Genomic DNA, 18057 nt, shown 5'->3' with positions numbered 1-18057 from the left:
ATGAACACCCCACCGAGAGGAGCGGCGTGAGCCGGCTCCGGCGCGGCTCGCTCGCGCTCACCTCGGCTCTCGCGCTGGTCACCGCCACGCTGGCGGTCCAGCCTCCCGCGACGGCGCAGGCGCTGAAGCCGGCTCCCCAGGCGCAGCCGTACCAGCCGCTCACCCTCAAGGGCGTGGGCAAGGGACCGCACACCGTCACGCTGATCACCGGCGACAAGGTCACGCTGACCGACACCGGCGGCGGTCGCTACGCGATCGGGCAGGGTGGCGGGCCCAGGTCGGACGGCCGTTTCCCGTCGCTGTTCGTACGGTCGGGCCCGGACGGCGTCTACGTCCTGCCCGACGACGCCTTCCCCGCGATCCAGTCGGGCACCCTGGACCGCGAGCTGTTCAACGTCAAGTACCTGGCCGAGAACGGCTACACCGACGCCGAGACCGAGCGGCTGCCCGTCATCGTGCAGTACCCGAAGGGTTTCGCCGCCGCCAAGAGCTCGGCCGACGCCATCCCGGCCAGCGTGCCCACCGCGACGCTGGAGAGCGTCAACGGTGCCGCACTCGACGTCGCCAAGGGCGAGGCGGGCGCCTTCTGGGCCGCGCTGCACGCCGAGCCGGACGCCAGGGGCAGGGCCGGGCTGCGCGGCGGCGTCGGCAAGGTCTGGCTGGACCGCAAGGTCGAGGCCGACCTGTCGGAGAGCGTCCCGCAGATCGGGGCGCCGGAGGCGTGGAAGGGCGGGCACGACGGCACGGGCGTGACCGTCGCCGTCCTGGACACCGGCGTCGACGCCGCCCATCCCGACCTGGCCGGGAAGATCGCCGAGGCGCGCTCGTTCGTACCGGACGAGAGCGCGCAGGACGGCCACGGTCACGGCACCCACGTCGCCTCCACCGTCGCGGGCAGCGGCGCCGCCTCGGGCGGCGCGAACAGAGGCGTCGCGCCGGGCGCGCGGCTCCTGGTCGGCAAGGTGCTGGACAGCTCCGGCCGCGGCTCGGAGTCGGGGATCATCGACGCCATGGAGTGGGCCACCGCGAGCGGCGCCAAGGTGATCAGCCTGAGCCTGGGCGCGAACGCGACCGACGGCACCGACCCGATGAGCCAGGCGGTCAACGGCCTGACCGCCGCCACCGGCGCGCTGTTCGTCATCGCCGCGGGCAACAACGGCACGCCCGAGAGCGTCTCCACGCCCGGCACCGCCGACGCGGCGCTGACCGTGGCCGCCGTCGACAAGGCCGACCAGCAGGCCTGGTTCTCCAGCCAGGGGCCGCGCGTCGGCGACGCCGCGCTGAAGCCGGACATCACCGCGCCCGGCGTCGACATCGCCGCCGCGCGTGCCGCCGGCACCACGATGGGCAGCCCGGTCGACGACCGCTACACCAAGGCGTCCGGCACCTCGATGGCCACGCCGCACGTGGCGGGCGCCGCGGCGATCGTCGCGCAGGTGCACCCGGACTGGACGCCGCAGCAGCTCAAGGCCGCGCTGATGTCGACGGTCAAGGACGTCGGCGGGACGGTCTACCAGCGCGGCGCCGGCCGGCTCGACGTCGCCCGCGCGGTCTCGCAGACCGTCTTCGCCGCCACGCCGAACCTCGACTTCGGCCTGCTGGACGATTCCGGCAAGTCGCTGACCCGCGAGCTGGCCTACACCAACCTCGGCGACCGGCCGGTCACCCTCACGCTCACGGCGGCCATGGGCGAGAACCGGCTGAGCACGGCCGACGCCACGCTCACCGTCCCGGCCAAGGGCACGGCCGCCACCACCGTCACGCTCGTCACCCAGGGCCTTGAACTCGGCACCTACAGCGGCGCGGTCACCGCGCAGGCCGACGGCGTGCGCCTGACCACCCCGGCGGGCGCGGTGCGGGAGGCCCCGACCTACCAGCTGACCATCCGCACCCTGGGCCGCGACGGCAAGCCGCGCACCCCCTTCGCCCAGGACGTCGTGGACCTCGAAGGACGCAAGGGCCACCTGAGCCCGCACCTGATCGTCGACGAGGGCGTCGTGGTCACCCGTGTCCCGGCCGGGACGGTCAGCGTCCTGCAGGTGATGGAGTGGACCGACGCCGACAGCAGGAGCAACCGGGTCTGGCTGTTCGACCCCGAGCTCACCATCACGGGCGACACCGAGATCACGATGGACGCCAGGAAGGCCAGCCAGGTCCGCTTCAGCACGCCCCGGCCGGCCGAGCCGCTGAACAACGCGTTCACCAGCTTCTACCAGCGCACGAACGCCAAGGGCGAGGTCTTCGCCGGGTCGGTGCTGCAGACGGTGCCGATCGGCTCCTGGGGCAAGCTGTGGGTGCTGCCGACCGAGAAGGTCACCAAGGGCGCCTTCCGCTTCGCCACGCAGTGGACGCTCGGGCAGTCCGAGATCGCCATGAGCGTGCGCGGCCGGGGCGGGATGGAGCTGAACCCGGCGGCGAACCTCCACTGGCAGGGAGAGGTCAACCACCACCCCGGCTGGACGCCGTTCACCGGGACCAAGGACCTGCTCCTGACCGACGTCGGCCAGGGCACCCCCGAGGAGCTCGCCGGGCGTGACCTGCGCGGCAGGCTCGTCCTGATGGCGGCCGAGGGCACGGTCGACTTCCTCGGCAACCCGAGCTGCGGCGTGCAGATCGAGCGCATCGGCGCCGTCAGGGACGCCGGCGCCGCCGGCCTGGTGATCTACCCCACGCAGGACTCCGGCTGCCCCATCCCGCTGCCGATCTGGCAGAAGCCGTTCACGGGCGACCCCAAGCCGCTCGGCATCGCCAACGCGTACCTGTCCACCAAGGAGGGTCTCGCGCTGCGTGAGCAGGCCAGGCGCGGCCCGCTCACCATCCGGGTGACGGGCACGCCACACTCGCCCTACACCTACGCGCTCTCGCCGTACGAGGAGGGGCGCATCCCCTCGTCGATGCACTACACGGTGCGCGAGCGGGACGTCGCCCGCGTCGATCTGGACATCCGCGCGCCCAGGACGGGCGGCTACTGGGAGTGGACCTTCGCCTACAAGCAGGACGACGCCCAGCGCTGGAGCGTCTCGCCCTCCGACTCCGACGTCGCCGGCATCGCGCCGCAGGTCCGCACGGAGTACGTCTGGCCCACCGACCCCTCCGTCGTGCACATCCGCGGCATGGCGCCCGACCCCAAGGGCACCAACGGCGTGCACAGCCGTTACCTGACGGAGGTCTACAAGCGGCCGGGCCGTACCGGGCAGGTGTGGTTCGCGCCCGGCACGCCTGGCGCCGGGACGGTGTCCGACGCGGCAGCCGCGCTGCCCGACCCGGAGGCCGGGGTGCTCAAGGAACAGGGGCTGGGAATCAGCTGCGCGATCTGCGTGCAGGGCGACAAGCTGTGGGCCGACTTCTCCGAGGTCTCCGGCGTCGGGGACTCCCGCGTCGACAGCGACGACTACTGGTCGACCGAGCAGATGTTCACCCCGGTGTACGAGACGCGCCTGTACCTCGACGGCAAGGAGATCCCGCGCCAGGGGGTCGAGCCGCTGGCGGGCAACGCGCCGCGCTTCACCCTGCCGGCCTCCGCGGGCGTCTACCGGCTGACGGCCAAGAGCGCCACGAACGACGTGGAGTGGACCTTCGCCGGGCCACCCGCGAAGGACGCGGTCCAGCCCGGCGCCGCCTGCACCTCGTGGTTCGTCGAGGGGGCCGGCGAGCACTGCAGGCCCACGCCGGCGGTGTTCGTCAGCTACGCGCTGGGCGGTGACCCCGGCAACGCCGTGGCGGCGGGGCGCAAGCACACCTTCCAGGTCGAGGCCTACCATTCGCGGTCGACGGCGAGGATGCCGAAGATCGCCGGGCTGAAGCTGTGGGCGAGCACCGACGACGGCGCCACCTGGCAGCCCGTCACGCTCAAGCGCGGTTCGGGCGGCCTGTACACGGCCGGTGTCAAGTATCCCGCCTTGCGCGCCACCACCGGCGCGGTCAGCCTGAGGGCCGAGGCGTGGGACGAGGCGGGCAACCGGGTTAAGCAGACCAGCACCCGGGTCTTCCCGCTGCGCTAGCGGTTCACCGACCGGCCCGCCCTCCGTCCGGAGGGCGGGCCGGTCTCGTCGGGGTCCCGGGTCACCCGCGGAGGTCGAAGGCCCGGAGGCAGTGACTGTGCAAGGACCGAGCGAGATACCGAGCCGGGGGTATCGGCGGTACGGCCGACAGCCATCTTCGACATAATGTAGAAGTTCGATGCGGTCAGCCTGACGCCTGAGGGGTCGCTTCATGTTCGAGATCGGGTCCGCACTCGTTCCGCCGCTGATAGCCGGCGGTGCTTCCGTCACCGGAGCCGTCTGGTCGACGCGCAGCGAGACGCGCGCCAAGGCGGCCGAGCACGCCGAGCGGAAGTTGCCGGGTGGCGACTCGCCGCCCGAGTGAATGTGATCACCCGTGCGCCTGACGCGGCGCAGGCGACCGTACCTCTTCGGAAGAGAGTCCAGTTCATGTTTCTGCGCAGATCAGCGATCTTGCTTGCCGCCTTCACCGTGGCGCTGTGGCCGATGACGGCGGCTCAGGCACATGATGTGCTGAAGTCGAGCAGCCCGGCCAAGGACGCCAGGGTCACCGACATCAGCGAAGTGACCTTGGAGTTCAACCGGGAGGTGACCTTCCCGAAGGTGGCCGTGGTGAACGCCGCCGGCAAGCTGTTCCAGTCCGGACAGGCCGACCTGCGGGGCAAGAGAGTCATCCAGAAGCTGTCCGGGCCGCTTCCCGCGGGTACGTACACGATCGTTTTCGGGTGGTCTCCTCCGACGGCCACTCCCGCACCGGTGAGATTCCTTTCACCGTGATCGCCTCCTCCACGCCCACCGCCACACCGAGTCCGGGCTCGACCGTCGCGGAAGCGTCCGACGCGGACGCGTCGGCCTCCGCGGCGCCGGTCATCCAGCCCACGGAGCCGGCCGCGCAGCCGCAGGCGGGCGAGACCGGCAGCCCGGCACGGGGTGGACCGTCGGTGTTCGTGTGGGTGGCCATCGGCCTGGCCGCGATCGTGGCCGGGGTCGGCATCGCCGCCGGCCGGCGGCGGCGTCCGGGCCGGTGACCGGACCTCAGAGCAGTGTGATCCAGTAGGACCAGAAGCGCCACAGGATGAGACCGCCGATGGCGAGTACCCACAGCATGATCACGGTCGTGTGATATCGGATCGCCCCCGCGGCGAGGCGGCGCGCGCCGCGGGGCAACCGGATCCGGCCGGCATGCAGGTTGGCGAGGGTGACGTACCAGAAGACGGGGATCGTTGCGATCCACACGAGCATGCAGTGCGGGCACAGGGCGCCGATCACGTACAGGCTCTGGTAGATCAGCCAGTGCACGAAGACGACGCCGGCCAGGACACCGGCCTGCAGGCCGTACCAGAACCAGGGCCTCAGGCGGGCCCCGGCCAGCAGGGCCATGCCCACGGTCGTGACGACGGAGAACGCCGCGACGCCCAGCAGGGGGTTGGGAAAGCCGAAGACGGAGGCCTGCGCGGTTCTCATGACCGATCCGCAGCTCAGGACCGGGTTGATGCTGCAGGTGGGCACGTAGGCGGGATCGGCGGCCAGGCGCAGGCGTTCGACCGTCAGCGCGAACGCCGCCAGGACGCCGAGGCCGCCACCGGCCGTCAGCACGGACGGCAGCGACCTGGTGATGATCGATGAGGACGTGACCGCGGCAGCGGCCGCATGCCGGTCGGTGGCGGCGGTGGTCATGACGCGAGCGCCGCCTCGATCTTGGCCTTCAGGTTGTCGTAGCTGGGCGCCTCGGTCAGCCGGGCGCCGTTGAAGAAGATCGTGGGGGTGCCCTGGACGCCGAGGGCCAGGCCGTCATCCTGGTCCTTCTTCACCCGCTGCGCGGTCGCGGGTGCCGCGAGGTCGGCGCGGAAGGCGGTCATGTCCAGGCCCAGCTGCTCGGCCAGGCCGAGGAAGAACGCCTCCTTGGACTCCGATGCCTCACCCCACTGCTTCTGGGTCTCGAACAGCTTGGCGTACATGGCCTCGAACTTGCCCTGTTCTCCGGCCGCCTCGGCGACGCGGGCGGCGAGCTCGCCGTTGCGGTGGCCGGGCAGCGGGAAGTAGCGGACCGCGAAGGTGATCCGTCCGTCGTACTCGGCGCGGATGCGCTCCATGTGCGGGAAGGTCGCGCCGCAGGCTTCGCATTCGAAGTCCAGGAACTCCACGAGCGTGACCTTGCCGTTGGCCGCCTTGGACAGGGTGTGGCTGTCCTCACGCACCAGCAGCTCGGCGGGAGCTTGTTGCGGGGAGGGGGCGCCGGCCGCGGGTGCGGTGGTCCGGGCGCCGTTGCCGCCCGATATCGCCACCGCCGCGACGATCGCGGCCATGACCGCGGCGATAGCGAGGGTTATCTTCAAGTTCGTCGTCATGTCCTGCTCCAGCCGGTGCTTGATATGGCACTCACCCCCTATCTTCTACCAGACGTAGAAGATAGGGGGTGGTGGGAAGCCGGCCGGCAGGATCGGTAGCCGTCATCGTCGGCGTCCCTTCCGGTGGGGGTCATCGCTCGCGGGAGCGCTTGTCCAGTCGCGCCAGGTAGGCGTTGTAGCGCCCGAGGTCGGCCTCGCCGCGCCGGTCGGCGCGGCGGTCCTCGCGCCGGGCCTTGCGGTGATCGCTCAGTCCCCACTGCACGGCGATGGTGATGACCACGATCATCGTGGGGATCTCGCCGAACGCCCACGCCATGCCGCCGGCGGTGCGCTGGTCGGCCAGCGTGGAGACGCCCCAGGTGCGCCCCAGCCCGTCATACCAGGAGGAGGCGATCGCGGTGCCCATGCTCATCATCGCGATGCCGAAGAACGCGTGAAAGGGCATGGTCATCATCAGTGCCATGAGCTTGCCGATGTCACGCCACGGCCAGCCGGGGGAGGGTGATCTCGGGCGGCAGGACGTAGCCGAGCAGGTCGCGGACGGGATCGGTCGCCGCGGCGGTGACCGGTGGCGCGGTGCGCGACAGCGCCACCGCCAGCCCGATGACCACCGCCATGATCGCGACTTCGGCGAGGGCCAGCCGCAGGAACGACCGCGGCCTGTTCTGGCGCAGATCGGCCACCGTACGCCGCCGGTGCAGCCGGCCGAGGACTCCGAGGGCGATGAACGCGGCCGTTTTGGCGCACAGCAGCCACCCGTAGGCCGAGGAGAACACCTGCCCGACGTCGGTCAACCGGGCCGCCGCGCCGGCGAGGCCGCTGACGGCGACCGCGGCGTAACACCAGCATGCCCCTGTCGGAGGGCAGCAGCGCGGTGGCGGTGAGCAGGGCGCCGGCGGTGGCCACCAACCGCGAGGTCGGCCAGCAGCTTGGCGACGGGCAGCCCCCACCGTGTGACGGCGCCCGCCTCCGGCAGGCCCGCGACCGCCTCGGAGGACGCCGTCCCGCCGACGATCATGCCGATGACGAGCGCGGCGATGGCGGCCACCAGCGGGCCGAGAAGGTAGCGGGCCCAGCGCAGGGACATGGCCATCAATCCTTGAGTCGGTGGGAGGCTTTCCGGGCGGCACCGAGGGGGAACCGGCCGCGTCCGTATGTCGCCTGCCGCCCGAGGGGCAATCCGTATGTCGCCTGCCGCCCGAGGGGCAGTTGGCCGTCAACGAGTTCGCCCAGGAGGCCCTCGGCGGGGAACGGCTCGGTAGCCGGGCGGTCGAACAGAAGGTTCACCGCCGGGGCGGACGCGGCAGCCGGATCATGCGGAGGGTTCCCCGATGCCGCCGGAGCAGGAGGCGCCGGGCTCGGGGGTGGCCGGGCCTTGGATGTGGGCGCGCAGGAACGCCGGCAGACGCGGATCGTCGACGCCGTCCAGCGTCAGTTGCTTGGTCCAGGCGCTGGCCACCACCGGGGCGGCCAGGCCAGGGAAGGGCGAGACGATGACGTAGTCGCGGCCCCGCGTCAGCGCCAGCAGTTCTTCGACCTGGTCCCGGGGCAGGTCCGGCCGGTAGGTGATCCACACCGCCCCGTGCTCCTGGGCGTGCACGACGTTCTCGGCGCGCAGCGGCCGGCGGTAGATGCCGCAGTTCTGCCAGGCGGGGTCGTGATCGCCACCGACCGGCGGGCTCTGCGGGTACGTCACCGGACCCGTGGTGTGTTCGCGCTGGGTGACGGCGATGGTCTGCACCGCGTCCAGCGATGAGCGGGAGCGTTCCTGGAGGATCAGCACCGTCGCCGCCGCGGTGATCCCGCCGAAGACGACCACCGCGGCGCCGGTGACGGCGATCGTGCGCCTGCGCTGCTGGGCCCGCACCGTGGCGAGTCGTTGCTTGATTGTCGCGCGTGCGTCGCCGCTCATCTGACTCCCTTATTTCTACGTAGTGTAGAAGTTCTACCCTACGCCGGATATGAGAGTCGTAAGGGGCCGCGAGCGGTCCTCTCAGCGGTGCCGGGCGCCTTCGTGGCCGGCGTGCCCGGCGGGCTCCAGTTGCAGCGTGGAGTGCTCGACGTCGAAGTGCCCGGCAAGGCACTCATGCAGCCGGTCCAGCACCTGGCCGAAGGCGCCGTCGGCCAGCACCCGCTCTTCCACCACGACATGGGCCGACATGACGGGAACGCCGGAGGTGATGGTCCAGGCGTGCAGGTCGTGCACGTCGAGGACGCCCGGTGCCTCCATCAGATGCCGGCGGACCTCCTCCAGGTCGACGCCCTTGGGAGCGGCCTCCAGCAGGATGTTCACGGCCTCGCGCAGCAGACTCCAGGTGCGCGGCACGATCAGCAGGGCGATGACGACGGAGACGATCGGGTCCACCGTCGTCCAGCCGGTGAGCGCGATGACGACCGCCGCGACGATCACCGCGACCGACCCCAGCAGGTCGCCGAGGACCTCCAGGTAGGCGCCCCGCAGGTTGAGGCTCTCGGCCTGGCCCCGGCGCAGCAGCCACAGCCCGATCGCGTTGGCGACCAGGCCCGCCACCGCGGCCACCAGCATCACCGTCCCGCCGACCGGCTCGGGATCGGCGAAGCGCCGCACGGCCTCGTACAGGATGTAGGCGCTCAGGGCGAGCAGCACGACCGCGTTGATCGCGGCGGCGAGGATCTCTGCCCGCTGGTAGCCGAAGGTCCGCTGAGCGCTGGCCGGCTTGCCCGCCACCCAGATGGCGAACAGGGCCAGGGCGACACCGGCCGCGTCGGTGGCCATGTGCCCGGCGTCGGCGAGCAGGGCCAGGCTGCCCGACAGCACCGCCCCCAAGGCCTCGACGACGAGCACAACGGTGGTCAGCAGCAACACGATCGCCAGGCGGCCGCGGTGCGCCGCGGCCGCGGTCGGTTCCGTGTGCCCGTGGCCATGTCCGTGCCCGTATCCCATGATGCGCCCTCTCCACTCAGTACAGTATTTACTGTATATACAGCAATCACTGTATATACAGCAAATGGTGTACTGTGGTTATCATGTTCACCGCCACGACGCGCCTGGACGCGATGGCCCGGATCGGGCGAGCGCTGGCCGACTCCAACCGCTGCCGGATCCTCATCGCCCTCCTCCAAGGACCCGCCTACCCGGCGCGCCTGGCCGCCGATCTCGGGCTGACGCGCCAGAACGTCTCCAACCACCTGGCGTGCCTGCGAGGCTGCGGCCTGGTCGTCGCGGTGCCCGAGGGGCGCCAGACCCGCTACGAGCTGTCCGACCAGCGCCTCGCCCATGCCATCGAGGATCTGGTCCACGTCGCGCTCGCCGTCGATCCCGACCATCACGACGCGCACGAGGTGGATCCCGCCGAGTAGGCCCATGTCGGCATCGCCTGTGGCATGAGGCTCTCGCGCCGGCGACGCCGTACGACGGGGCCGGCGCATGACGACCGTCGCGGGCCGGCCGATCCCGCCTGCCCACCCGGCCGGTGGGACGGCATGGCCTAGAACATCGAGATATGAACATGATCCTGGTGGTTCTCGGTGATGCTGCCGCGGTCGGACATGGCCCGCCAGCCGCCGCCCTGCCAGATCCGCTGCCGGTAGATCACATACTTGACCCCCAGCCGCCGGGCGTTCCCGATCGCCCACGCCGCCAGCCGATCGCCTAACGCGACCTGCGCGGGCGACGGCCATGTCCCGCCGCGGGTGATCATGAAGTCGCAGGCCCGGCCCTGAGGATGCTCGCCGCCGTCCTGGCGCGTGCGGTAGCAGCCGATGCCGCTGGGGATGTCGAACCGGCTCTCGGCCTGGGTGCGCAGCAGGCGCAGCCGGGGGGTGATGTTGTCCGGCCCTCCCGGGATCTCGGGCACCCAGGTGCCATCCGGTCTGCGCAGGCCAGGAGTCGGAACGATCTGTTCGAGCGCGTCTTCGATCTTCGCGATGAGCCTTTCGGCGGTCCGCTTCTCCCGGCCGACCTCCTCGGCCTTCTCGCGAAGCTCGCGCGCCCGGCGGGCCGCCGACTCGCGGGCCAGGCGGCGGGTATCGCGCACCTCCTCGAATCGCCTGAGATTCTCGGTCTGCCCATCGGCCTTCTGCTGCAGGAGCGCCGCGGCGTGGATGGAGGCGTGCGGATCGCCCGCCGCGAGCAGGGGCGTTCCGGTGCCGAACGGGGTTGCCTGGTATCTCAGCCGCACCATCTCGGCGACACGTGTCCGCGCCGCCTCGTAGTCGCGCTGCGCCTGGCCCAGGCGCGTCGCGGCGAGCTTCTCGGCGTTTCGGGCGTCGCCCAGCGCGATGCGATTGGCGTTGTAGCCGGCGATGAAGGCGTCGTACTCCTTCTGCAGGCCGGCCGGCTGGCGGCGCAACTGCTCGGCGTCGGGCCGGGGCGCGGCGTTCCCGGATCCCACGACACCTCCGCACAGGCCGATCACGACCAGCGCGACGGCGCTGGTGCGCGCGAGGTGAGCCCATCGCGATCCGGGTGACCGCCGTACCACATGAATTCCCTTCACCGGTGCCGGCCGGGCCGGCCGGCGTCTTCGGCCGCCACTGCCTGAGGACGCCCGCGCTCCCAGACCGTCCCGCCCGAAACGCGACACGACGCCGGGACGGGACGTTGCGGGGAGGCCGCGGCCATCGAACTTCTATCGCGTGTAGAAGTTAGCGTAAATCTCCACCGCCCGCCCGCCGGCGGAGCGCGCGGCACCGCGGACCTGTCGCCGTCCGCTGTCCTGCACGCGACAGCGCCCATCACCGCGTACGGAAGGCCGACCGTGCTCACGACGTGGGTCTCTTCGATCAGCTACCCGGTTTCCGGGGGCGTGCGCCTTCGGGGTGCGGGCGCTGATCCACCGCCGCCGCACCGGTACGACCTGGGCCGCCTGTCGCCGACGGGCTCCTGACGGGCCGCCCACAGCGCGCGGCGGCCCGATGTCTCAGATCCGCCAGATGGTGATGCACAGCACGGGCGCGACCAGTACGGCCGCCGGCCCACTCAGCAGCAGGCCCGCGGCGCAGTAGGCCGCGGCAGGCACCCAGCGTGGTTGCCGCTGCGGACCGCTGATCAACCGCTCCAGACGATGGACGACCGCGGTGTCGGCCAGGGCCAGACCGCCCGCCGGGGCGGGGCCGGTCGCGGTGGCGGCCATCCGTACCAGCGCGCGGGCCAGCGGCAGTTCGCCGTGCGCCCGGCGGGCCCGGTCATCGGCCAGCATCTCCAGCAGCACGGGGACGACCTGACGGGCCGTGCCCGCGGCGGGAAGCCAGGGAAACGCCTGCGCGAGCGCCAGGAACGGGAGCAGCAGCAGGTCGTGACGGCCCGCGGCGTGCGCCCGTTCGTGACCGAGCACCGCCTCAAGCTCCTCGGCGCCCAAGAGTTCCACCGCCCCCGCGCTGAGCACGATGCGGGCCCGGCGACCGGGAATGCAGTAGGCCACCGGCCGCTCACCGGGCAGCACGTAGGCATCACGCAGCACGCACGGGTCGGCCACGACGTCCACCAGCAGCCGCTGCCGGCGCTGGGCCCGGACCGTGCCCAGCGCGGCCCGCACCGTGTGCAGCGCCAGCCAGCCGATCAGGCCGACGCTCCACACGAGCGCGGCGACGTGCGCCGGCCCCAGACCGTCCAGGCCCCGGCCCTCGACGAGCTGCCGGAACAGAGTGTGCGCGCCGTGCGGGAACACCGCGGCGAGCGGTGCCACCGCGGCCACCAGGCCGATGCCGATCGCGCCCAGCCCACCGGCCAGCCCGATCGCCTGCCACATGACCAAGGCGGCGCGAGGACAGCGATGCGTCCATCCGGCCCCGGCCAGCCGCTCGGCCGCCCGGCCGCCCAGCAGCAGCGGGACCAGCGCCACAGCCGCGGCGATCAGCCAGACGGTCACGGCGCCTCGCCCAGATCCCGGCTGTTGAGCGCCTCGCGCAGCGCGGCGGCCACCTGCGGCGACACGCTGCCGACGAAACGGCTGACCGCGGCCTCCACGTCGCCGGCGCCATCGAGCACCTCACGCATGGCCTCGGCGACGAAGACGTCCTTGCCGCCGGCCGCGCGGTACAGGTGGGCCCGGCCGACGCGCTCGCGCATGACCAGCCCCTTGCGTGACAGCCGCACCAGCACGGTCAGCACGGTCGTGACCGCGGGCGTCGAAGGCAGGGCGTTGGCCAGGTCCTGGGCGAGCATGCCCTCGGGGTGGTTCCACAACGCTTCCATGATCGAACGTTCCAGGTTGCCGAGCCGCACCCGTCAGCCCCTCCACCTCTTCCGTGGCCATCCTTCACTCAGAAGGCTACCGGCCGCGAGGTGGGCGGCCCGCGGCGAAGCACGCTCCGCGGAGCAGGCCGGCGTAGGCGCGGTCGTAGCCGATACAGACCTTGCCCGGCAGCCGGTCCACGCAGCCCCGCCGGCCGGCTCGGCCGATCCGCATCCAGCTCCGCCGCTACCGAGCGGACCTGCCCGTCCAGCTCGGTACGGACCGTCAGCAGACGCATCGGCCTGCTCGGCCTCGCGCACCCACACCGGCAAGGTCTCTCGCGGTTCATACCGGCTCCGCGCCACATCCGCACAGCGCCCGACTCGCGGGCCAGCCGCACCGCGTCCTTCTTGAACTCGTCGCCGCACTTCGACGGCAAGCCCCATTGTCAGGGGTGTCCACGCCGAAGGGGGAACCTCAACCTGCCCGGCGCCGTGGGCGTGCCGCTTGAGCCGGTGGTGTCTCTGATCACAAGTCGGCCGCAAGTCGACCGTCTACCTTTGCCCCTGGCGGTCTGGGCCGGCACGGCGCCGGTCGTTCGACTGCTGACAGCCGGCGGACCGTGTCGTCACCGGACACCAAGCCAGTTTGCCGGGGATCCTGCGGGGCGGTCCAAAAGACTGCAACGCGGATAGCCGCCTCGGCGTCCGGACACTCAACGCGCACAGATTCATAACCCCGACAGTCGAACCGCACCTGCTCCACGACGGCGCCTGGTGAGCCGGAAACACAGGGAGGCACGTATGAACAAGAGCGCCGTCGGCCGCTGTCTGAGCCAGGGTGTCGACAAGCTACGCCGTGACGACCCCCTGCTGTTCGACCTGCTCGAAAGCGAACACCGGCGCCAGTCGGAGTCGCTGTCCCTGGTGGCGTCCAGCGGCGGCACCGACTCCTCTGTACTGGCCGTCACAGGCGCGAGCATCGTCAACGCCACCGCCGAGGGGTACCCGGGCAAGCGCTACCACGCGGGGTGTCGCTACGTCGATCAGGTTGAAGACCTGGCGATCGAGCGGGCCAAACAGGTCTTCGGTGCTCAATACGTCAACGTCCAGCCGCATTGCGCCAGCTTCGCCAACCACAGCGTGATGCAGTCGCTGCTCCAGCCGGGCGAGACCATCCTCGGCATGGCCTTGGACCAGGGCGGCCACCTCACCCACGGTGCAGCGGTCAACCTGAGCGGCAAGCTCTTCAAGGTGCACACGTATGGGCTCGACGACCAGGGGATGATCGACTACTGGCAGCTCGGCGAACTCGCCCACGCGCACCAGCCCCGGCTGATCGTCTGTGGCACCACTTCCTACACCCGATTGATCGACTTCAACCGTATCCGGGCCATCGCTGAGGAGGTGGACGCCTACGTTCTGGCGGATGTCACCCACATTGCCGGACTGGTGGCCGCGGGCCTGCACCCGAGCCCCATCGACGCCGCACACTTCACTACGACGTGTACGTTCAAACAACTGTACGGCCCGCGAGGCGGGCTGATCATGATGGGCCGAGACGCGGACATGCTCAGCGACGACGGCACACAAACCCTGTCCCAGCGCATCCAGAGCGCGGTGTTCCCGCTGATGCAGGGCTCTCCCGAGGTGCACACCATCGCCGCAAAGGCCCGTGCCCTGGGCCGGCTGCTGGATCCGGCCTTCCGCGAACTTGCCCAGCGCATCCGCGTCAACGCCGACGCGCTCGCCCAGGCGCTGATCAGACGCGACTATGAGATGGTGGGCGGCGGCACCGACAACCACATCGTTCTGTTCCGTGTGCCGGATGGCCTCACCGGCGCCGCCGCCGAGCGGGCCCTGGAGTTCTGTGACGTTCTGGTCAACAAGAACAAGGTCCCCGGTGACACCCGCGGGGCCACGACGACAAGCGGGGTCCGCCTGGGCAGCAACACCGTCTCGTTACGCGGGATGGGCCCCTCTCAGATGGAGCGCTGCGCCGAATTGATCGACACGGTGCTCACCCACACCCGCCTCCTGCCCGACGGTGGCGTGACCTTGCCGGACCCGGTGCGCGAACAGGTGACCGCCTCCGTACGAGACCTGTGTCGCCGCTTCCCGCTCCCTTACGACGCCGACCTGCCGACGTCCATGGGAACCAGCGCGAGATGATCGGCCGGCTCAGCGGTTCGCGGGAGTGCCTGTGTCTTCCGTGTCTCGAACCACGCCCCCGTCGCGGCCCCGGCATTGTGCGGTTCGGGGTGCATTTCCACGAGTAGGGCCGGTCGGCGGTGGGCGGCCGCCGACACGCCAACCTGAACAATCCGGTTGATCACGAGGTTCTCGACGCCGGAATCGCCGATCTCTGCACCGCTCGGCCAATTACCCGGAACCGAACTTCCGTACGGCGATGCAGGAGGTGCGGGTCGGACCAATGGCATCCAATTGCCGGAGAATTGCTGGCCCGACTCCTACCATAATTATTCGATCATCTCGACCAGGAGGTCTTCAGAAATGAACAGAAGAAGAGGCTTGGAAGTACGCTGGCTGAACTGGAGCGACGCCGGGGAAGCGATTCTCGACCTTCGCAGGCGAGTGTTCGTGGACGAAATGAATTGGCCAGAGAAAAGAATACATCGCGACAGGGATGCGGACGGCCTTCACCTTTGCGCCATGTCCGACGGAGAGATTGTTGCGGCAATCTCCGCGTACGTCTACGAACCAGGGGCCCCCGAGTTAGCCGCTCTGGAGCTGTCGGACACGGACGGACCGACAGTCGGGATAGGCATGCGAGTGGAACTTCCAGAATATCGAGGCCACCTCATCAGTATAGAGATGGGGACCTCCATGGCATGTCAGATCAGTGAGTCGTTACGGCCGTCCCGTTTCTTTCTCTACGTCCATGTCGACACGCTTCTGCACCTTGTCGACCGATACGCGAGAAGGAATTTTACCTATCACACCCAGGTCGGCTCGGGTGAGGACGCGGTCGTGGTGATGAAAGTAGAAGGGAAGGAGGAACTGGAGGAGTTCTATCTGAACCATCGAGATCTCGCCAGGAAGTACTCGGCTGATGACGACGGCATTCGAGTGCCCTCGCTTGTCCGATTTCTCGCCGAGAGCAAGCGTGAAAACCTCCTCGCTGTGGACCGCCTCGGGTCGGAGAACCATTATCTGGAGCAACTGCGCCTCGGTACGGAGGCGCCACGCCTCACAGCCCAGGGGCAGGTGATACTCGCGGAGCAGCGACCGCGCCTGGCCCTGACGCCATTCCCACCTGCGCCCGCGTCTCTACTGGACATCGGCACCGGACCGGGCGAATATCTGGCGACGATCGCCAAGGAGAAATCCTTCGCGGGCTACCAGGTGCGCGGCGTCGAACCTGCCCCTGGGCTGCTCGCGAGAGCCCGCGCGGCATTTCCGGAGTACGACTTCCGCGAAGGCAGCGCGTACACCACGGGCGAGCCGGAGTCGTCGCGAGACGTGGTCACGGCGAACTTCCTGTTCGTCCATCTTCGCAGTCCGGACCTCGCCCTTCTCGAAATACGCCGAATTCTGCGGCCTGCCGGGCTTCTGTACGTCGTCGACATCAACGACGCCAGCTTCACCGGTCCGGAGGCAATCCAACGAATGATGCAGATATACGATCGCAACTATGTCGGCGACCGGCTGCTCTTGAATGACCTTCCAAGGCGCGCCCGCGAGTTCGGCTTCGAGCCTGTCCGGCATTTTTCGACAACGCTCCACAACACGGGAGGCGCTGAACCGGTCTTCGGAAAGGACGAGATTCGACTCGGAAAAGCGGACGCATGGAGCCTGTTGTCCTTCGTGCGCGCGCAGCGCGGGTGCGAGGAAATCTTCCGAGAAGCGCAGGACAGTTATTTCGCCACGGAGTGCCGACTCAGCCTGAATCTCGAAACTCAGGTCTACCGGCTTTCGGCTTGACCCGACCTCGATCTGATGAGAGCTACCGCGTCGCCGTTCGGCAGACTCGGGACCTGTAGCCGCCGGCAGGTGAGCACCCCCTCGACCTGGACCCAGAGTCCTGGCGAAAGACCGTGCCCCTGCCGGTAACCGGGCGTCGTTCTTCACGACGCCGAGATAGCGGTGGCCAAGGTCAGTCCGGGATCGTCAGTGGTGCTTCCCGACAGGCCACGGCGGTCGTAGGTGAGGACGGTGCACCTGTCGGCGAGGCAGGTGGCGAGAGCTTCGTTCACGGCGGCGTCCCCATGGCCTCCGGCGGATGAGCACGAGCAGGGGCCCGAGCCATGTACGAAATGACGCAGCCGCGCCCCGATGGGGTCCCCCGCCTGCAGCAGGGCGCGGACCTGACGCGGTAGCAACTCGACATGAGTCTCCGGGTCACCTGCGGAGGCACCGTGCGCGATGACGGCCCGGCCCCGCCATGAGGCCGCCTCCTTGTGGGCGAGCCGTCGATCTGCCTGCTCGGCGGCGGCCGTCGCCCGAGCCGTCCGCCTTACGGGGGATTTCGGGGTCCTCCGATGGACACTGGCGCAGGGCGTCGGCGTCGGCCGCCGTCAGGCGTTGTAGCCTCCGTCCACGTTCAGGACGGTGCCGGTGATGTAGGAGCCACCGGGACCGGCGAGGAAGACGATCGCCGCGGCGATCTCCTCAGGCTGCGCATAACGGCCAAGAGGCACCGAGGCGAGGAACGTGGGCGCCAGCTCGCTGTCGGCCGGGTTCATGTCGGTGTCGACGCAGCCGGCCTGGACGACGTTGACCGTGATGCCGCGCGGTGCGAGGTCCCGTGCCGCCCCCTTGGAATAGCCGATGACACCGGTCTTGGTGGCGACGTAGTCGGCCAGCCCCGGCCAGCCCACCCGCGTGCCTGTCCCCGAGCCGACCGAGATGATGCGGCCGCCCTCTTCCATCACCCCGGCAGCCGCCCGGATCGCCGCCACCACCCCACCGAAGTTCACGGCATGCTGGCGGGAGAACGCCTCGATATCCGCGCCTGGCGCGTCGATCGCCCCCACAACCCAGACCGCCGCGTTGTTGACCAGGATGTCGAGCCGCCCGAAGTGCTCCACCACCGCGTCGACCAGATCCTTGACCTCCTCCGGACTTCCCTGGTCGGCCTTGTAGGCCCTGGCGCGCACGCCCATGCCGACGAGGTCCTCCACAACGGCCTCCGCCTTCTCGGCCGAGGCCACGAAGCTGATCGCGACGTCCGCGCCCTGCTCGGCGAGCGCGCGTGCGGTCGCGGCACCGATACCGCGCGAACCACCGCTTACCAGTGCCACCTTGCCTTCGAGTGCTCTCCTCATGATCACGCCTCTCTGTCGACCGTGTTCGATCGCTGGAATCGGCGCGACGTCGAGCGCGTCGAGTCCGGCCGGAGAGCACCATGCCAGCACCTGTTGTGAACGACTTGGCGTCTCTCCGGACCCACGAGCAGCGGGCGAGGACACGTGGTCAGGCCCGGTCCACCTCGCCGCCGATCGCCCCAACGGCCCTGAGGCATCCCACTTCGGCCACAAGGTCTCCAAGTCAACGACAAGGACCGGAGACATCATGAGAACCGCTCGATCAG

At 70.0% G+C, this 18057-nt stretch carries 20 protein-coding genes; 7 read left to right on the top strand and 13 right to left on the bottom strand.

The annotated features are described in order from the left end of the window. The first annotated feature begins 26 nt into the window (after positions 1 to 26). The 4 genes from J2S55_RS35410 (at position 27) to J2S55_RS35395 (ending at position 5029) form a co-directional block, all read left to right on the top strand. The gene (locus J2S55_RS35410) at positions 27 to 4001 is read left to right on the top strand and encodes a S8 family serine peptidase (protein ID WP_306869949.1); all 3975 of its coding nucleotides are present in this window, start codon (positions 27 to 29) and stop codon (positions 3999 to 4001) included. Positions 4002 to 4212: 211 nt separating this feature from the next. After that, the gene (locus J2S55_RS35405) at positions 4213 to 4365 is read left to right on the top strand and encodes a hypothetical protein (protein ID WP_306869947.1); all 153 of its coding nucleotides are present in this window, start codon (positions 4213 to 4215) and stop codon (positions 4363 to 4365) included. Then, on the top strand, positions 4362 to 4778 hold the full coding sequence (locus tag J2S55_RS35400; protein ID WP_306869944.1) for a copper resistance CopC family protein: 417 nt from the start codon (positions 4362 to 4364) through the stop codon (positions 4776 to 4778). Before J2S55_RS35405 ends, J2S55_RS35400 begins: the two co-directional genes overlap by 4 nt. After that, complete coding sequence (locus tag J2S55_RS35395; protein ID WP_306869942.1) at positions 4775 to 5029, top strand: hypothetical protein; 255 nt, start codon at positions 4775 to 4777, stop codon at positions 5027 to 5029. The genes J2S55_RS35400 and J2S55_RS35395 overlap by 4 nt, the downstream gene beginning before the upstream one ends. A 7-nt stretch (positions 5030 to 5036) precedes the next feature. Here the strand turns inward: J2S55_RS35395 and J2S55_RS35390 are convergent, their stop codons facing one another. The 7 genes from J2S55_RS35390 to J2S55_RS35360 form a co-directional block, all read right to left on the bottom strand. Further along, the gene (locus J2S55_RS35390) at positions 5037 to 5678 is read right to left on the bottom strand and encodes a vitamin K epoxide reductase family protein (protein ID WP_306869939.1); all 642 of its coding nucleotides are present in this window, start codon (positions 5676 to 5678) and stop codon (positions 5037 to 5039) included. Continuing rightward, the gene (locus tag J2S55_RS35385) at positions 5675 to 6349 is read right to left on the bottom strand and encodes a DsbA family protein (RefSeq protein ID WP_306869937.1); all 675 of its coding nucleotides are present in this window, start codon (positions 6347 to 6349) and stop codon (positions 5675 to 5677) included. Before J2S55_RS35385 ends, J2S55_RS35390 begins: the two co-directional genes overlap by 4 nt. A 130-nt stretch (positions 6350 to 6479) precedes the next feature. Continuing rightward, positions 6480 to 6812: a cytochrome c oxidase assembly protein gene (locus J2S55_RS35380; protein ID WP_306869935.1), complete on the bottom strand. Its 333-nt coding sequence runs from the start codon at positions 6810 to 6812 to the stop codon at positions 6480 to 6482. A 13-nt stretch (positions 6813 to 6825) separates the two neighbouring features. Continuing rightward, the gene (locus J2S55_RS35375) at positions 6826 to 7143 is read right to left on the bottom strand and encodes a CopD family protein (RefSeq protein WP_306869932.1); all 318 of its coding nucleotides are present in this window, start codon (positions 7141 to 7143) and stop codon (positions 6826 to 6828) included. Next, positions 7140 to 7436 (bottom strand): hypothetical protein, encoded by a 297-nt coding sequence (locus J2S55_RS35370; protein ID WP_306869931.1) that lies wholly within the window; start codon positions 7434 to 7436, stop codon positions 7140 to 7142. Before J2S55_RS35370 ends, J2S55_RS35375 begins: the two co-directional genes overlap by 4 nt. A gap of 225 nt (positions 7437 to 7661) precedes the next feature. After that, on the bottom strand, positions 7662 to 8261 hold the full coding sequence (locus J2S55_RS35365; protein ID WP_306869930.1) for a thioredoxin-like domain-containing protein: 600 nt from the start codon (positions 8259 to 8261) through the stop codon (positions 7662 to 7664). 81 nt (positions 8262 to 8342) lie between these two features. After that, complete coding sequence (locus tag J2S55_RS35360) at positions 8343 to 9272, bottom strand: cation diffusion facilitator family transporter (protein WP_306869929.1); 930 nt, start codon at positions 9270 to 9272, stop codon at positions 8343 to 8345. An 83-nt stretch (positions 9273 to 9355) separates the two neighbouring features. Here J2S55_RS35360 and cmtR point away from each other — a divergent pair, with 83 nt between their 5' ends. Then, complete coding sequence (cmtR, locus tag J2S55_RS35355; protein ID WP_306869926.1) at positions 9356 to 9688, top strand: Cd(II)/Pb(II)-sensing metalloregulatory transcriptional regulator CmtR; 333 nt, start codon at positions 9356 to 9358, stop codon at positions 9686 to 9688. A 128-nt stretch (positions 9689 to 9816) separates the two neighbouring features. On the opposite strand, the gene J2S55_RS35350 is transcribed toward cmtR, so the two are convergent. From J2S55_RS35350 to J2S55_RS35335, 4 genes are all read right to left on the bottom strand, one after another. Beyond that, positions 9817 to 10722 (bottom strand): coiled-coil domain-containing protein, encoded by a 906-nt coding sequence (locus J2S55_RS35350; protein ID WP_306869923.1) that lies wholly within the window; start codon positions 10720 to 10722, stop codon positions 9817 to 9819. 528 nt (positions 10723 to 11250) lie between these two features. Then, positions 11251 to 12198, bottom strand: a complete 948-nt coding sequence (locus J2S55_RS35345) for a M56 family metallopeptidase (RefSeq protein WP_306869922.1) — start codon at positions 12196 to 12198, stop codon at positions 11251 to 11253. Then, complete coding sequence (locus J2S55_RS35340) at positions 12195 to 12554, bottom strand: BlaI/MecI/CopY family transcriptional regulator (protein WP_306869919.1); 360 nt, start codon at positions 12552 to 12554, stop codon at positions 12195 to 12197. The genes J2S55_RS35345 and J2S55_RS35340 overlap by 4 nt, the downstream gene beginning before the upstream one ends. Positions 12555 to 12600: 46 nt before the next feature. Next, the gene (locus tag J2S55_RS35335) at positions 12601 to 12738 is read right to left on the bottom strand and encodes a hypothetical protein (protein WP_306869917.1); all 138 of its coding nucleotides are present in this window, start codon (positions 12736 to 12738) and stop codon (positions 12601 to 12603) included. 569 nt (positions 12739 to 13307) lie between these two features. Here J2S55_RS35335 and glyA point away from each other — a divergent pair. Both glyA and J2S55_RS35325 read left to right on the top strand, forming a co-directional pair. Beyond that, a complete protein-coding gene (gene glyA / locus J2S55_RS35330; RefSeq protein WP_306869916.1) occupies positions 13308 to 14675 on the top strand; it encodes a serine hydroxymethyltransferase in 1368 nt (455 codons plus the stop codon). A gap of 342 nt (positions 14676 to 15017) precedes the next feature. Continuing rightward, a complete protein-coding gene (locus tag J2S55_RS35325; protein ID WP_306869914.1) occupies positions 15018 to 16448 on the top strand; it encodes a class I SAM-dependent methyltransferase in 1431 nt (476 codons plus the stop codon). Between the two features lie 143 nt (positions 16449 to 16591). Here J2S55_RS35325 and J2S55_RS35320 read toward each other — a convergent pair whose 3' ends face one another. After that, positions 16592 to 16720, bottom strand: a complete 129-nt coding sequence (locus tag J2S55_RS35320; RefSeq protein WP_306869910.1) for a hypothetical protein — start codon at positions 16718 to 16720, stop codon at positions 16592 to 16594. 321 nt (positions 16721 to 17041) lie between these two features. Further along, positions 17042 to 17791, bottom strand: coding sequence for an SDR family NAD(P)-dependent oxidoreductase (locus tag J2S55_RS35315; protein ID WP_306869907.1), 750 nt, complete (start codon positions 17789 to 17791; stop codon positions 17042 to 17044). Positions 17792 to 18057: the final 266 nt, after the last annotated feature.

The sequence above is a fragment of the Streptosporangium brasiliense genome (assembly GCF_030811595.1).
Taxonomy (GTDB): domain Bacteria; phylum Actinomycetota; class Actinomycetes; order Streptosporangiales; family Streptosporangiaceae; genus Streptosporangium; species Streptosporangium brasiliense.
Note: the sequence above shows the minus strand (reverse complement) of the source record. Positions and strands in the feature narration are given on the sequence as shown.